The following is a 14212-nucleotide window of genomic DNA, read 5'->3' as shown; positions in this document are numbered from 1 at the left end:
GGGCACGGCCCGGCGCGTCGACGGGCGTTTGAGGCGGCCGGTCTCCGGTTCGAAGGCGACGTGAGCCTTGAAGCCCTCCTGGTGGCGCGCGACGCGCGCCGACCGGGCACTCTCACTTGCCCAGCCTGGCTCCGGGTCTCGCCATTCAGCCATGAGCTGGGAGTCCGCGTCAGTTGGCGGTCACATTTGGCGTTAGGTCGGCGCTGCGCGGGTCGACGGGCTTCATCGCGACGACAGACGACTCCTGCCGATAGAAGATGTCTATGTCGACCTCCTCACCACCGACGATCAAGGTGTCCCAGGGTTCACTCTCTTGCAAGGTCCGCAGCGTCCCGCTCTCGAGGGTTTCCAGGTGCGCTCGCAACGTCGCCTCGTCGGGCAGTCCGGACATGCGGGGGGCCAGACGCGTGCCGATTTCCCGCAGTTGGCCCAAGAGCGCGTCGATGTCGGACGCCCGCGTCCCCTCGGCCCCTCCGGCCGCCGCTACGGCCTCGATGCTGCTGGCGATCCGGTCCTTGATCGCGTAGGTGACGCCCTGGTCGTCGGTGATGACCATGGCGTTCCAGGCCCGGCTTTTGTGCCGGTACTGGAGCACCGACATCGCCGCCTCGTGGCGGAGGAAGTCCGCGTCACGGAAATGCTTGCCGCGCCAGGCGCCGCTGAGTGAGCGGGCAAGGGAGATCGCCGACGCCAGGCCGCTGTTGAGGCCTCGTCCGGGCCAGAAGTGGATCGCATTTGCGGCGTCGCCCAGCAGGAAGCCGTATGTCCCGGGAGTGTTGGCGGTCCGTGCGTACAAGAGTGCGGTGAAGCGGGGGCGCTGCACCATGTCGAGGCGGAAAGCAGTGACCGCCGACAGGTCGGATTCGGGGACTCCGAAGAACTTCAGTCCCTCGCGAACCCGTTTCCAGAGTGCGGATCCCTTGATCAGCGCAGGGAGGAAGAGGGTGCTGTGGGTCGAGCAGAGGAAGTCTCCGTCATCGTCGCGGGTCATTACGCACGGGCGCGAGGCGATGCACTCCTCGAAGACCTTGCGGACAGGGTCGATTCCAACGACTTCCGTGGCCTCGGCGTCCGTCAGCCGCATGTTGAGGAAGCCTTCGCCGCGTAGTGAGTTGAGCAGGAAGCGGTTCTGAGCCACGGTGAGCATCACGCTCATCGGGTCTGACAGGCCGGACTTCACCTTGAGGCCCAGGATGACGTCCTGGACGTGCTCACCATTGAGGGAGTAGATGGTGGAGTCAGCGGCCCCGAATCTGTTGCTGAAGTGCTCGCGGGTGCGGGAGCGACCGCCCTCGCAGATCGCCAGGATGTGTTGGTCGGGGAGTGTGCGCTGCATTTCGGCGATGTCGAAGCGGACCGGTAGGAGGCGTATTCGGTCCTGCTTCTCGTTGGCTATCTCCAGCAGCTTGTCCTCGATGTCGGCGATGCGGATGTTTCGCGGGGGACAGCCGTTGATCGAGTCCGGGCCGGCCGGCCACATTTCGGAGAAGGCATGGGGGGTGAAGAGCCGCGCCTGAACGTCCTCTGGGAGATTCAGGTACTGACGGCTCTGCACCGTCACCACCTGCTGGCGCCGCACGTTGCCCTGGGATTCGTCCTTCCAGACGACCTTGGTGCCGTCCCGGGTCCACCGCCCGTCGTACACCGTGATCGCCACCCGAGGCCCCATCATGCTCTCCAGCAGTAGCGCGAAGGCCAGGCCGACCGGTCCGCCGCCCGAGACGGTCACCCGCAGCGTGTCGGGGTCTGTGCTCCGAGGGAGGGCTGACGACTCCTTGAAAGTGAGGTCCAACAGCGTCTCCATGGCGTCGGTGAGTTCGAAGACGAAGGTCTCCTCGCCGATCTGAATCAGGTCGTTTGGCATCAGGACATGGCGGGTGACCTCGTCCTCGTTGACCAAGGTGCCGTTGCTGCTGTTTCGGTCGTATAGGACGTAGTTGCCGTCTTCTCGCACGATTTCTGCGTGCAGCCGGGAGGCGATGGGACTGACGATGACGACGTCGCTATCGCTCTTGCGCCCGAACGTGATCGGCGTGCCGCCGAGCAGAATGCGTTGCCCGGCGAACGGTCCTCTGCGCCCAACGATGACGGGTGGCACGGGCGCTCCCTCTGTGCGTTCCGGCGTCCACACGGTTTCGTCTCAGCCGCCGGATCAATTTCCCTTGACGGCGGAAGCATAGCTGCCGACCCAGGGCCCATGGCCTCGGCGGATGGTGTCCCTTGTTGCGGTGTAGCTGAACACGGTTAGGGAGTGCGCCGGGGCGCGTGCCCCTATGGCTTCCGCTCCCTGCCCGCAGGACGGGCCACCATGCAACTCTCCGTAGTGAACGGCCAGTTCAACGCAGGAGGTGCCGGGTGACCCTGTCTCGCATGACCTACTCCGGCTGTTGGAGTCTACGTTCGGCGGACAGGCTCGAACTCGTCCGATCGGTGGCCGAGCGGATGCTCCAGGAGCCGATCGAGGCGGAGGCCACGGCCCGGATCGGCGCGGAGTGGAACGAGCACACCGAGACGCGCACCGCGCATCGCAACGGGCACCGGGACAAGACGCTCAGCACGCAGGCGGCAACCTTGACCAGGGCATCCCCAAGCCGCGGTCGGGGAACTTCCACCCCGTGCTGCTGAAGCGGTGGCGCCGCATCGACCAGCCTCCGCGACCCTCGCCACCGGATAGGACGGCAGCCGGCCACTGGGCACCGGGACGACCACCGCAGATGCTACGGAGGGCTCCGTGCATCCCCAGCGAGACCGGCTGGATCGTCCGCATGGTTCCCTGCGTGCGGCCGGTCTGATGATTCGTCACTCCCCGGCCCGCCCTGGGTGCCGGGACCTGCTGTCAGTGGCCACCGGATCTTCCCGGCTGGCGGCCAGCACAGTGCGGGCTGGTGGCCGTGACGGCTCCAGCCGGATGGCCAACAGGTGACAGAGCGGGTTCAGCTTCAGTCGCCTCGGGGAACAGTGCGCGTATCGAAAGGGTCAGCTGAAAAGGCGTTTGACGCCCGTTGGCGGCCGATGGTCGCATGATGACCATGAGCGCAGTGCACATGCATGCCGGTATGCACCCGATTGACGACGGCCTCGTACGACGGTTGATCGCTGAGCAGTTCCCCCGGTGGGCGGGGCTGCCGGTGGAGCGGTGGCCTTCGGGCGGCACGGTCAATGCCATGTACCGGCTGGGCAACGACATGGTCGTGCGGCTGCCACTGGTGCGCGGCGGCGCCAAGGACGTGTCGCGGGAGCAGGCGTGGCTGCCCCGTCTCGCCCCCTTCCTGCCTACGCGCATCCCCGAGGTCCTCGGTGCCGGGAAGCCGGCCCAGGGATATCCGTGGCCGTGGTCGGTGTACCGGTGGTTGGCGGGCGAGCATCCCGAAGAAGGGGCCCTGGGCTCGCCTGTGCTGCTGGCCGAGGATCTGGCCGCGTTCGTGGCGTCGATGCGTGGGATCACGCTGTCGGCTGGGCCGATGGCGCATCGGGGCGAGCCGGTGGCATCGCTCGATGCGGAGACCCGAGCGGCGATCGAGGAATTGCGCGGGATTCCACAGGAAGACGTCGACTGCGCTGCTGTGACCGCTGTGTGGGAGGAGACGCTGCGGACCCCGGGCTGGGACGGGCGACCGGTGTGGCTGCACGCCGATCTGATGCCGGGCAACTTGCTGGTCGACGGCGAGAGGCTGGTCTCGGTGATCGACTTCGGGTGCGCGGGGATGGGAGATCCAGCTTGCGATCTGTTCCCGGCGTGGAATCTGCTGTCAACCGATGGAAGGGACGTCTTCCGTGAGGCGCTGGCCGTGGACGATGCGACGTGGATCCGCGGCCGGGGCCGGACCCTCTCACAGGCGCTCATCGCACTCCCGTACTACCGCAGGACAAACCCCGCCATGGCACACAACGCCCGCTATGTGATCCAGGCGGTACTCGACGAAAGCTGAGGCACGCCACCGTGCACTGAGGCAGTGCAGCCCACAGCCACTCGATCCTCGAACACCGGGACCCAGTCACGCTGCACAACGCGATCCCCTGAACTGCCTGTTGGCCACCGGCCTGGATCTTCCCAGGGCCACCAACTGCGCGCCTGGCAGATGCACTACTAGCCCGAAACGCCGCCCGGTGCTGTCAGCGCTCCTCCGCGGCCGGGGATGGATGCAAACACCGTGTGGCCAACCAGGTCGAGCTGTTCTTCAATGGGGTCGATCTGCCGCGGTGTGGGGCTGCAGAGATCGCTTCCCAGTTGGTCGGTGATCGGTTCCCGTGTTCCCGGGTGTTGAAGGAGGCTACGATCGCCGTCGTTCTGTTGGGGGAGATGGACGGGTGGGGCGCGTGTCAGTGCTTGCTGCGGTCGGCTCCATGTTCACTGGCGAGGGCCGTCGCCAGATCCGGGTCTATGGCCTGGATCGGCCGCGCGCGCTGTGGTTGTTGCTCTGGCTGACTGCTGGAGTGACAGTCGCTCCCCTGTTTTTCATGGTGGCCTGGTGCGCCATGCGGTGGGTGGGATTGTCGGGCGTCGCGCTGATGGCCGTGGGATGGGGGGCTGGAGTCGTGGGCGGCGTCCTGTGCTTCGCCCCAAGGGCTGCGGCCGACGTTCCGGTACGGCTGGTGAAGCTGACCCGGGGCGGCGGGCGACTATCCGCGGGGATGGTGGTCGGACTCGGTGCTCTACCGTGGTTTCTGCCCGAGGCGGTGCGCCTGCCCGGTTCGGTCGGTTTTCCGCTGCTGTGCCTGGAGTGGCTGATCAGCGCCGTGGTGTTCGCGGTCGTCGCCGCGCTGGTGTTGCCAGGGCCAGCGGTGCGAGGTACGGCGGTCGCCGTGCTGCTGGTGGTGGTCCTTGCCTGGATGCCGCTGCGGCAGTGGGTGATCACTTCAGCGGACGCGGCGGCGCTGGACAGTTTCGGTGGGCCCCCGCGCGAGCTGGTCCGGGTCATTGACTGGCCCGGAGCGCAGCCGTACTCCCACGGCTACGCGCACGCGACGATGACCATCGAGTACGACTTCCCCTCCCTTCTTCCCATTCCCGGTGGCGGCGACTACGGGACGCTGACGGTACGGCAAGCGGAATCGCCAAATCCATGTGTGGCCTTGCTCGCTACCGTCGCGGACGGCGGCCCTGCTCCGGCCTGCCGGTCCTTGGGGGCCGGGCTGTGGTCTACGAGTGACTGCGCGCTGGCGCTGCAGACGGGGGGTGTCCTGGTTCAACTCGTCGAGTCGGACTGCGTTCCCGGTGAGGAGACGACTCTGGAATCGATCATCCGCACCCAGCGGCCCGCCGCCGATCTGGAGTTGCTCAGCATCGGCCGTTGAGGCGCTTGGCCGACGGTCACAGCCTGCCGACGGCGGCAGGCACGAGCAAGTCAACTACCACGAGATCCCGCCCGAACATACAGGAGTGTTCAGGCGGATCTGGTCTGACCTGGCTTTGTTCACGAGAACCGACAGCACCTGTACACGAGATTGGGAGGCGTAGGCGCCGCGTCGTGTTCGAGGCCCCCTCTTTGAGAGTCTCGCAAGCGCGCCCCGCCGTCGCAGGGCCTCACCTCGGGCACCCTCGGCCCAAGCAGCTCTGCGTAGTGATCCGGCTCCTTGGCATCCGGCCACGGAGCCCGCGCAAGAACTCGTTTGACGGACCACGGCGACCACTATTAGCCTTCCAGAGGCCGTGCGAGAGAACAAGGAGGTGGTACCCGTGAACGCAGTTTCGACATGGGTGCTCCCCTCCGGGGTCACGGTCGGGCGATAGGTCGTCCGGGAGCGCCATTCAAGAGCACTCCCGAAAGGCACGACCATGCGATTCACTTCTGAGCAGCGCCTCGACGACGGCGTCCTCGAGCGCAAATTCACCCTCGGCGAGATCCCCGGCATCCTGTGGACGCCCGGATCCGCCTCCGCGACCGCACCCACCCCGCTGATCCTGCTCGGCCACCCCCCGCTCGGACTGAACAAGATGTACCCCCGACTGGTGGCACGGGCGCGGAACGCCGCGGCGGACGGCTTCGCCGCGGCGACCATCGAGCTCCCCGGCAGCGGTGACCGGCCCCGTTGGCCCGCCGCCGAGCAGGCCCGCGCCGACCTGCGCCGGGCGATGCAAGCCGGCGAGCCGGCCAGCGACGAGATCATCGACGCCCTGATCCTCCCGCTCGTCGACAAGGCGGTCCCGGAATGGCAGGCCGCCATTGACGCCCTCCTGTCGTTGCCCGAGATCGGCGGCCCGGTCGGCTACTCGGGGGGAGTGATCTCCATCGGCGTTCGCCTTGCGGTGGTCGAGCCGCGCATCGCGGCCGCCGGGCTCTTCGCCGGGAGCTTCGTGCCTCGCGCCATGTTCGAGGAGGCCCGCCAGGTCACCATTCCGCTACACGTCCTGCTGCAGTGGGACGACGAAGGCAACGACCGGCAGGCGGCCCTGGACCTGTTCGACGCCTTCGGCTCCAAGGAGAAGTCCCTGCACGCCAATATGGGCGGGCACACCGGCGTCCCGCAGTTCGCAGGGGAGGACGCGGCCGGGTTCTTCGCTCGGCACCTGAAGTGAGGCCGGGACGCCAGGCCATCAGTCGGCGGTAAGCCATGTTGGCCGGGATGCTGCTCGTCGAGGGCAGCTCCCGGCTCTCCTCTGCCGTTCATGCCGCGGGACCCTGCCAACCCGGTAGGGTCCCGCACTGCCCGAAGCCACGAACTGTTCGAATTCTGCAGTGCTTCGGGTGCTGCCCAACCTCGTGTACAAGTGCTGCCGGTTCTCGTGAACAAAGCCACTGACCCAAGAAGCCTGAGGGGCTCAAGAAGTCATCGCTGCAGGTGGGGTACTTGCCGGTCGTTGGTCTGCGACGCTGTCGTGATGATCGTGTCGCTGTTGTATCGCGCTGTTCGGGGACTACTGTCGCTGCCGGAGCTGCTGCTCCGACGGGAAGCCTCGGTGCAGGCCGAGGTGCTGGTTCTGCGGCACGAGAACGCGGTGCTGCGCAGACAGTTGACCTCGCCCGTACGCTACGAGCCAGCGGACCGGTTCTGCTTCTCCGCCCTGTCCTCCCTGATACCCCGGCACCGCTGGGCACGCGTCTTCCCCGTCACCCCGGGCACCGTACTGGCCCGGCACCGCAGGCTGATCGCACGCAAGTGGGACTACAGCGCGCGCCGTAAATGTGTCGGGCGCCCGCCCTCGTCGGCGGCGCTGAAGAAGCTGGTCCTGCGCCTGGCGGCCCAGAATCCCAGGTGGGGGCATCGGCGCATCCAGGGTGAACTGGCCCGGCTGGGGCACCCGGTGGCATCAGGCACGGTGTGGAACGTTCTGCACGCGGCGGGGATCGACATGGCGCCGAGACGCCACGGACCAAGCTGGACACAGTTCCTGACCGCCCAGGCCGAGGGCATCGTGGCGGCGGACTTCTTCCACCTCGACACTGCTCTTGGCCAACGCCTCTACGCCATGGCCTTCCTCGAGCACGGCAACCGCCGACTGCACCTCGCCCCCGCAACCGCGCACCCCACCGGGCAGTGGGCGGTCCAGCAGGCCCGCGAGTTCACCACCACGCTGGCCCAACGCGGCGACCGGATCAGATTCCCGCTCCGCGACCGGGACACGAAGTACACCGCCTCCTTCGACGCCGTCTTCACCGCCGATGACGCCGATGTCCTCCTCAGCGCCCCACGGGCGCCAAAAATGAACGCCCACTGCGAACGCGTGATCGGTACCGTACGCCGCGAAGCCCTCGACCACGTCCTGATCACGAACACGTCCCACGCCACGAAAGTCCTCGCCGAGTTCGGCGACCACTACAACCGGCACAGACCGCACCGATCCCGAGGACAACTGCCACCCGACGCCCCGCAGCAGACACCACCCGCCATCAACATCCAGAACCGCCGACTGCTGCGCACCCGCGTACTCGGAGGAGCGATCAACGAGTACCGCTATGCCGCTTGACCTGCAGCGATGAATAGATGAGCCCCCACAGGCAGGTCGTGGGGGAGGTAGTCCCACTGGCATCCGGTGCGGGATTGGTAGAGCAGGGCGTTGACGATCTCCCGCATCTCGTAGCTGCCCTGGTGGCCGCTGACTGAGGGGCGCCGGGCCTTCCACGCGGTGATTACGGGTTCGCTCAGGGGCCTGGTCCTGTTCGACAACCCGGACGCGTTCATGCGCCTTCAGACGCAGCACAGCCCTGTGCGAGCCGGCCGTCCACGCAACCGCTCTCAACCAGTTCGCATGCCAGCTCGGCTGCGGAAACGCGGTTCGGACCGATTCCCATGCGTGCGCGGCCCGGGAACACGCCGACCGGCTCGTCCTTCGAGCCGGCCACCTCCCCACGCCCATCGGCAACCGGCTGCGGAGGACCGCCGACCGGCTCCGCGCCCTTGCCGATGCGCACGACGTCGATGCCCAACTCAGCCAGGAGGCTCTCGCATGACGCAGCAGCACCACGATGAGCGCTCACGCATCCGGGAGGCGATCGACCGGCTGCTGGCCGGCCAGCCCGCACGCTCAAACGGCAGCCTGACCGTCGCCGCGCTCGCCATCGAGGCAGACGTCCACCGGATGGCGCTCATGAACCGCCACGCGGACCTGAAGGAGGAGTTCTACGCCCAGGTCCGGGCCGAGACGCACCAGACACCCGAAGTGGAGCAACGGCTGCACAAAGAGGTGGTGAGGCTCAAGGAAGCCCTCGCCGGGTCGAGAGCGGCCGAAGCCGAGTCCCGGCGCCGAGCTGAGCAAATCGCCCTCGCCGCTGCCGTCCTCATCCTCCAGAATCCGGCAGGCAAAGATCAAAGCTTCCTTGGGAACGTCGTTCCGATCCGTCCTGACGCCCGCTGACGGCCCCGCCCCGGTCCGCTCATTCGCTGGCTTCGTTCGTCAGGACCTCGACGCCGTCACCGCAGGACTCAACCTTGAATGGGATGCTCAGCGATGGCTGGGCCCGCCGGTCAGTCGATGCCTTCGATGATGCGGAAGTCGCGCTCGACGCCGTCGGGGAGGGCCACCAGCGCCTTCTGGTATGCCTCGCTCTCGTATGCTGCGACGGCCTGTTCAAAGCTGTCGAACTCGATCAGAACGACGCGTTGCGTGATTCCGGCCTCGTGGGCGACGACTCGACCGCCACGGGACAGGAGGCGCCCGCCCCCAGCCTGGACAGCCGGACGGGCCAGCTTGTCGTAGGCAGTCAGCCTCTCAGGGTCGGAAATGGCGGGGTAGACACTGACCCAGTAGCCCTTAGCCATGGAAACCTCCTGTGTTCGGCCGGACACGTCCGACTTCGAATTGACACTCAGATCGATCGATCCCGGCGACGGGTACCGCGGTCAGTTGAATCGTCATATGCGCAGGTTAGGGCTTGATGTGCGGTCGAGGGAAAGACTGGTACGGGATAGGCTCAGAACGGATCGTTATCAATCGGCAGGGAGGGCACGTGGCGCCGGATACGGTGAGCCTGCGGTACTTCCTGGTGCTGGCGCAGGAGTTGAACTTCACCCGCGCGGCCGCACGGATCGGTATCGCACAGCCCGCACTCAGCGCCCGGATGCGCCGATTGGAGGCGGAACTCGGTACGGCCCTGCTGGTCCGCAACACGCGTAGCGTCGTATTGACCACGGCCGGTGCGGCTTTGGCGGAGTCCGCGCCGCCCGCGCTGGCGGCGCTGGACCGGGCATGGGACACCGCCCGGAGCGCGGCGGCCGGTGAACTGGGCACGCTGCGCATCGGATACAGCCTCAGCGCCGGGGCCGAGACGGCACCGGCCCTGGTGGACAGGCTGATTCGCGGCAACAGCGGACTCAAGGTCGGCGCGGTCCCGATGGCGACACCGGAGATCTCCCCCGCGGTCGCCGACGGCCGCATCGATGCCGGGATCACCCGCGGTGAACAGCCGGGCCGTGGCGTGCGCCGGTTCCTGCTGCGGCGTCAGCGCGTCGGGGTCCAGCTGGCGCAGTACCATCCGCTGGCCGAACACCCGGAGATCGAGATCGCCGACGCGGCCGCGTATCCGCTGCGTCTCCCGGACCGTGCGGCCAACCCCGTGATCCACGATCAGCTGTCCGCGCTGTTCCGAGACACCCGACCGCACCCCCGATTCCACACGCCCGCAGTCTCTTTCGACATGTCTCAGCGCGACCTGCGCGACGGGGCCACCCTCGCCCCGGCCGGAGAAGCCGCGGTCACGGCACAACCGGCCGGTCTCACCTGGCGACCACTGCGAGGCGCGCCCAGCCTGACGATCCACCTGGTCCTCCCACGCGAGCAGTCGCCACTACACCGCCGCATCCGTGCCGTCGCCAAAACCCTGGCGCACGAGCTGCACTGGCTGCCGGACTGACGTGCAAGAGGTCAAGCGAGACGGACGCCTGCGGTGGCGAGGCCGCAGACCCTGCGCCCGGCGGACTTCGCGGTGATGACGACGACGGCGGTCTCGCTGAAGGTCCGACACGACCTCGATATAGTACGCTGGCGGATCAGCATCCGATGATGGCCCGCGCTGCTTCAAAACCCCTTCACTGCGGCTGGCCTGGGCTGATGCTGTCGCCGGCATGAGCATCGGGCATGATCGTGACTCGTGCTCGTCCGATTGGTCTACCTGCTCGCCACTCGCATCTTCGCCTGGCTCGGCCTACTGTGCCGATCCTCCGCCGCCAAGAACGCAGAAATACTGATCCTCCGGCACGAGATCTCGGTCCTGCGGCGGCATGTAAAGGTCCCGAAGCTGTCCTGGCCCGACCGCGCCCTGCTCTCCGCCCTGGCCCGGCTGCTGCCCCGATTCCTGCGCGGGCACCGGATCGTCCCCCCGCGCACCCTGCTCGCCTGGCACCAGCGGCTGATCAAGGAGTGGACACCATCGGCCTTCAGCGGCTGTACGCCCTGTTCGTCATGGAGATCCGCACCCGCACCGTCCACATCCTCGGCGTCACCGCCCACCCCACCGCCGCCTGGACCACCCAGCAAGCCAGGCAACTCCTGTGGCAACTCGGCGACCGCACAGCCGACTTCACCCACCTCATCCGCGACCGCGACACCAAATTCACCGCCTGTGGGTGCCGATTTCTCATCCAGCCTGGTCAGGCAGCGTATTGGTACTCGTGGAGCACTCCCCCGAGCCGGTCCTTCCGTCGGATGCTCAGGTGATCCAATCGGGTGGCCTCGACGATGGGCTCGGGCAGCAGTCGCAGCGGGGCGGCACTGCGCAGTGTCCGGTGGGGCCGGTGACCGTTGTAGAAATACTCGAACTCGCGGAGCGCATACAGCAGGTGGGCTTGATTCCAGATCAAGGTCCGGTCCAGGAGCTCGCGCTTACAGGTTCCCACCCAGCGCTCCATGATCGCGTTCATCCGCGGTGTCCGGATGCCGCTGAGGACGATCCGAACCCCGGCGTCGACCAGGACTACGTCGAATGCGGCGGTGAACGTCGAGTCACGGTCGCGGATCATGAACGAGGCTCTGCTGCCGGCATCCTGTAAGTCCATGACGAGATTGCGAGCGAGCTGGCTGGTCCAGTCGGCCGTGGGCGCGGTGGTGGCACCGAGGATCCGGATACGCCGGCTGGCGTGCTCAATCACCGCGAAGACGTACAACCGGGTACCCGTCAGGGTACGGGTCTCCAGGAAGTCGCAGGCCAGCAGGGCATCGGCCTGGGAGCACAGGAAGGCCGCCCAGGTGGTGCGGTCTCGCTGCGGCGCGGGGTCGATGCCGTGCTCCCTCAAGATCTCCCACACCGTGGATGCCGCGGTCCTGACGCCCAGGGCGGCGAGTTCCCCGTGGATTCTGCGGTAGCCCCACGAGCTGTTCTCCCGCGCCAGCCGCAGGACCATGGCCCGGATCGAGCGCAGGGTCCGCGGCCGCCAGGGCCCCTTGCGCGCACACGTCGCGGCATGCCGACGCTTGAGCAGGTCGCGATGCCAGCGCAACAGCGTGTCCGGGCGCACCAGCAGCTGGAGCTGCCGCAGCTTCGCCATCGGCAGATGGTGCAGGAGCGCAGCCAGCATCGTGCGGTCGCCCGGAGTCAACACCGCCCCGCCGACCTGGCGTTGCAGGACGGCGAGCTGATGCCGCAGCGCAAGAACCTCGACGTCCTTGTCCCGGTCACTCATCGGCAGCAGCCGTATGAGGGCGAGGGTGTTCGACATCGCAAGGTAGACCAGTCGCAACACAGGGCAATCATGTCGCCCACGGGCCACGATCCGGCGATCGGACCGGCTCCGGACCGTGCCAAACCGGCGGGCAGGGTCGAACGGCCATCAGGCCGCTGGCCTGGCCGGATGGATAATCGGCACCCACAACCCGCATCCTCGGCGGCAACATCAACGAATACCGATACGCCGCATGACGTGCAGCGATGACATTCCGAGCCCCACAGGATGACCGAAGCCGACGGTGAGTTCTTTCGGGCAGTCGCCCTGGGTTGGCCGTTGCCAGTACGTGCGTCCGAGACCAGACCCCACCTGCGCGCCGTGTCGTGACTCCTACTCGGTCCACGCAGGCCATGCACATGCAGCCCCGGGCTTGGTCGGCTCGGGTCACGACCACAACGCTGCGCCGCCGGTCCCGCGTGCCGGCGCATACTGCCCCACGACGTCGCGTACTTGCTCCACAGGTTCTCCGAGCACTTGAGCAATCTCCTCCGGGCTCGCGCCGGACTCGGCCGCCGCGAGCATCAATTGCGCTGCGGCCTGGCGCCGGTCCACGTTCCAGTGGTGCAGCCGGGCCAGCGCGTCCACTACGGCCCCGGGCCGCCCATTGGTCAGTGTTGGCATGCCCTCATCTTCTCCTCTGCACAGCCCTTTGCGGGAGATGGAAGGGCGTGTTGAGGAAAGAAGCGCCAGTAGTTGCGCCGTGAACGACCGCCAGGCGGCCGCTCGTTACGCTCCAGACGTGCGCGCGAGGCGGCCACCCGAAGCGACACGGGCAGCCCGGGCACGGTTTGTATTGGTTTGCACTAGCCGGGCCCTGGAAGGGTGATTTGGCCGACTCCATGAACACGGGTCAGACCTGTGGAACCTCAGCGATTTCCGCCTTCTGGGGGGAGGTCCGTGTACCTCGTATGCCGTACCATCCGGAGCGTATTTATGCGTTTCCCGAACCCCCGTACGGTCGGCGGTTGACCCCCGCCCCGAGAGGAGCCGAGATGTCCGCACGCTTTCGAATCGTGCTCGTGTCCCTGGTAGTTGCCACGGCTGCCTTGAGCGGCTGGACCACGTTGGACATCGTGTGGAACGGCGCCACGGCGCACCACGCCGTCGCCGACATAATCTGGAACAGCGGCCCGCACCTCTGAAGACCGGTTACCAGTCCGCGGGAAGGCCATGGGGGAACTTCCCGCGGAGAACCCAGCCCAGCTCAGCCGGCGCATGGACGCCGAGGGCCTTGCGAGCCTCGGCGAGCAGGCGGTTGACCGTACGAACCGCAACACCCATCCGGGCAGCGATGTTCTCGACCGACATTCCGCCCACCAGCAGCCGCACCGCATAACGCTGCTCGGCCGTGAGCTCCAACTCCTCCGGCTGCTCCTCGAACGGCGCCGCCCGCTGCCAATGCGCCTCAAATAGACGGTTCATGAACGAGACGACCGATGGTTCACGGTTGAACACGGCGATGTCGTTGTTCCCGTCCTTCGGGTACATCACCAGGTCGTCGAAGATGAAAAGCCGGTCCCACGGCAGAACCGGCACCGTGCGCACCTCGACGCCGGCGGCGGTCACCGTACGCACGTAGTGCCCCGTGGGCGCGTGGTGGCGTTGCCGGTCCTCGTAGAGGATCTGACGCTGAACCCCGCGTCGGCGCATCTCCAACTCCTGCGCGATCGAGCCCTTGAGCAGCTCGGGTGGCCGCGGCGCACCGGGCTGCATCGTCCGCAGCAGTTTCAGCGGCTCACTCAGCCGCAGCTGCAGTGCCTGGCCGATCGCTTCCTTGTCCTCCACGTAGCGCGCCAGGGAGGTCTCGTCGTGCCAGGCGCGGGCGCTTCGGTAGGCGGTCGTAAGCGGCTGCCAGCGATCGCGCAGCGCGGCAGCGCGGGCCAGCTCCTGGGTGGCCCGGCGTTCTTGCTGGGCGGCTGCTGTCTCCGGATCGACCGGCACCAGCACGGGCCGGTCCATCGCAGGTTTGAGCAGGCCGAGGTCTTGCAGGAGTTGCCGGTCTTGCTGGCGTTGGTCGAGGACCGGGTGCGGAGGCGACTCCGGGGAGAGATCGCCGTCCGCACCCGGAGACAAGGGGAGCTCTCCCTCTTCCACCGCCTGCAGGTACTGCTCCACC

Annotated in this window: 15 protein-coding genes and 1 pseudogene; 9 read left to right on the top strand and 7 right to left on the bottom strand. The window is 67.3% G+C overall.

Annotated features, from left to right (window positions below; all coding sequences use genetic code 11):
* Positions 1 to 169 precede the first annotated feature (169 nt).
* Entirely contained in the window at positions 170 to 2098 is a 1929-nt protein-coding gene (locus tag ABIA33_RS02210; protein ID WP_370076288.1) for an FHA domain-containing protein, read from the bottom strand.
* A 272-nt stretch (positions 2099 to 2370) separates the two neighbouring features.
* On the opposite strand from ABIA33_RS02210, the gene ABIA33_RS02205 reads away from it, so the two are divergent.
* The 5 genes from ABIA33_RS02205 (at position 2371) to ABIA33_RS02185 (ending at position 7906) form a co-directional block, all read left to right on the top strand.
* Positions 2371 to 2625, top strand: a complete 255-nt coding sequence (locus ABIA33_RS02205; protein WP_370076286.1) for a transposase — start codon at positions 2371 to 2373, stop codon at positions 2623 to 2625.
* A 419-nt stretch (positions 2626 to 3044) separates the two neighbouring features.
* Positions 3045 to 3929, top strand: coding sequence for an aminoglycoside phosphotransferase family protein (locus tag ABIA33_RS02200; protein ID WP_370076911.1), 885 nt, complete (start codon positions 3045 to 3047; stop codon positions 3927 to 3929).
* Between the two features lie 415 nt (positions 3930 to 4344).
* A complete protein-coding gene (locus tag ABIA33_RS02195) occupies positions 4345 to 5295 on the top strand; it encodes a hypothetical protein (protein WP_370076284.1) in 951 nt (316 codons plus the stop codon).
* A gap of 481 nt (positions 5296 to 5776) precedes the next feature.
* Complete coding sequence (locus ABIA33_RS02190) at positions 5777 to 6517, top strand: alpha/beta hydrolase (protein ID WP_370076282.1); 741 nt, start codon at positions 5777 to 5779, stop codon at positions 6515 to 6517.
* 303 nt (positions 6518 to 6820) lie between these two features.
* Positions 6821 to 7906, top strand: coding sequence for an integrase core domain-containing protein (locus ABIA33_RS02185; protein WP_370076280.1), 1086 nt, complete (start codon positions 6821 to 6823; stop codon positions 7904 to 7906).
* Positions 7907 to 7935: 29 nt separating this feature from the next.
* Here the strand turns inward: ABIA33_RS02185 and ABIA33_RS02180 are convergent.
* Positions 7936 to 8121, bottom strand: a pseudogene (locus ABIA33_RS02180) (transposase); the annotation flags it as partial.
* The gene (locus ABIA33_RS02175; RefSeq protein WP_370076278.1) at positions 8118 to 8366 is read right to left on the bottom strand and encodes a hypothetical protein; all 249 of its coding nucleotides are present in this window, start codon (positions 8364 to 8366) and stop codon (positions 8118 to 8120) included. The gene ABIA33_RS02175 and the pseudogene ABIA33_RS02180, both read right to left, overlap by 4 nt.
* 20 nt (positions 8367 to 8386) lie before the next feature.
* Between ABIA33_RS02175 and ABIA33_RS02170 the strand changes: the two genes are divergently transcribed.
* Positions 8387 to 8794 (top strand): hypothetical protein, encoded by a 408-nt coding sequence (locus ABIA33_RS02170; RefSeq protein WP_370076276.1) that lies wholly within the window; start codon positions 8387 to 8389, stop codon positions 8792 to 8794.
* A gap of 110 nt (positions 8795 to 8904) precedes the next feature.
* On the opposite strand, the gene ABIA33_RS02165 is transcribed toward ABIA33_RS02170, so the two are convergent.
* Positions 8905 to 9198: a DUF1330 domain-containing protein gene (locus ABIA33_RS02165; RefSeq protein WP_336203725.1), complete on the bottom strand. Its 294-nt coding sequence runs from the start codon at positions 9196 to 9198 to the stop codon at positions 8905 to 8907.
* A gap of 188 nt (positions 9199 to 9386) precedes the next feature.
* On the opposite strand from ABIA33_RS02165, the gene ABIA33_RS02160 reads away from it, so the two are divergent.
* Complete coding sequence (locus ABIA33_RS02160) at positions 9387 to 10289, top strand: LysR family transcriptional regulator (RefSeq protein WP_370076273.1); 903 nt, start codon at positions 9387 to 9389, stop codon at positions 10287 to 10289.
* A gap of 506 nt (positions 10290 to 10795) precedes the next feature.
* Positions 10796 to 11092, top strand: coding sequence for a hypothetical protein (locus tag ABIA33_RS02155; RefSeq protein WP_370076272.1), 297 nt, complete (start codon positions 10796 to 10798; stop codon positions 11090 to 11092).
* Here ABIA33_RS02155 and ABIA33_RS02150 read toward each other — a convergent pair.
* Entirely contained in the window at positions 11026 to 12054 is a 1029-nt protein-coding gene (locus ABIA33_RS02150; protein ID WP_370076909.1) for an integrase core domain-containing protein, read from the bottom strand. The genes ABIA33_RS02155 and ABIA33_RS02150 overlap by 67 nt on opposite strands.
* Positions 12055 to 12480: 426 nt before the next feature.
* Complete coding sequence (locus ABIA33_RS02145) at positions 12481 to 12717, bottom strand: hypothetical protein (protein ID WP_370076270.1); 237 nt, start codon at positions 12715 to 12717, stop codon at positions 12481 to 12483.
* A 371-nt stretch (positions 12718 to 13088) separates the two neighbouring features.
* Here ABIA33_RS02145 and ABIA33_RS02140 point away from each other — a divergent pair, with 371 nt between their 5' ends.
* Positions 13089 to 13238: a hypothetical protein gene (locus ABIA33_RS02140; RefSeq protein WP_370076268.1), complete on the top strand. Its 150-nt coding sequence runs from the start codon at positions 13089 to 13091 to the stop codon at positions 13236 to 13238.
* A 7-nt stretch (positions 13239 to 13245) separates the two neighbouring features.
* On the opposite strand, the gene ABIA33_RS02135 is transcribed toward ABIA33_RS02140, so the two are convergent.
* Entirely contained in the window at positions 13246 to 14211 is a 966-nt protein-coding gene (locus ABIA33_RS02135; protein ID WP_370076266.1) for a sigma factor-like helix-turn-helix DNA-binding protein, read from the bottom strand.
* Position 14212: the final 1 nt, after the last annotated feature.

Source organism: Streptacidiphilus sp. MAP12-16 (genome assembly GCF_041262165.1).
Lineage (GTDB): Bacteria > Actinomycetota > Actinomycetes > Streptomycetales > Streptomycetaceae > Streptacidiphilus.
This window is presented reverse-complemented; position numbering and strand designations above follow the sequence as displayed.

Coding starts and splice junctions, on each gene's coding strand:
- ABIA33_RS02195 (WP_370076284.1), top strand. CDS start 4,345: ATGTTCACTGGCGAGGGCCGTCGCCAGATCCGGGTCTATGGCCTGGAT.
- ABIA33_RS02185 (WP_370076280.1), top strand. CDS start 6,821: ATGATCGTGTCGCTGTTGTATCGCGCTGTTCGGGGACTACTGTCGCTG.
- ABIA33_RS02200 (WP_370076911.1), top strand. CDS start 3,045: ATGCATGCCGGTATGCACCCGATTGACGACGGCCTCGTACGACGGTTG.
- ABIA33_RS02170 (WP_370076276.1), top strand. CDS start 8,387: ATGACGCAGCAGCACCACGATGAGCGCTCACGCATCCGGGAGGCGATC.
- ABIA33_RS02190 (WP_370076282.1), top strand. CDS start 5,777: ATGCGATTCACTTCTGAGCAGCGCCTCGACGACGGCGTCCTCGAGCGC.
- ABIA33_RS02205 (WP_370076286.1), top strand. CDS start 2,371: ATGACCTACTCCGGCTGTTGGAGTCTACGTTCGGCGGACAGGCTCGAA.
- ABIA33_RS02145 (WP_370076270.1), bottom strand. CDS start 12,717: ATGCCAACACTGACCAATGGGCGGCCCGGGGCCGTAGTGGACGCGCTG.
- ABIA33_RS02150 (WP_370076909.1), bottom strand. CDS start 12,054: ATGAGTGACCGGGACAAGGACGTCGAGGTTCTTGCGCTGCGGCATCAG.
- ABIA33_RS02140 (WP_370076268.1), top strand. CDS start 13,089: ATGTCCGCACGCTTTCGAATCGTGCTCGTGTCCCTGGTAGTTGCCACG.
- ABIA33_RS02165 (WP_336203725.1), bottom strand. CDS start 9,198: ATGGCTAAGGGCTACTGGGTCAGTGTCTACCCCGCCATTTCCGACCCT.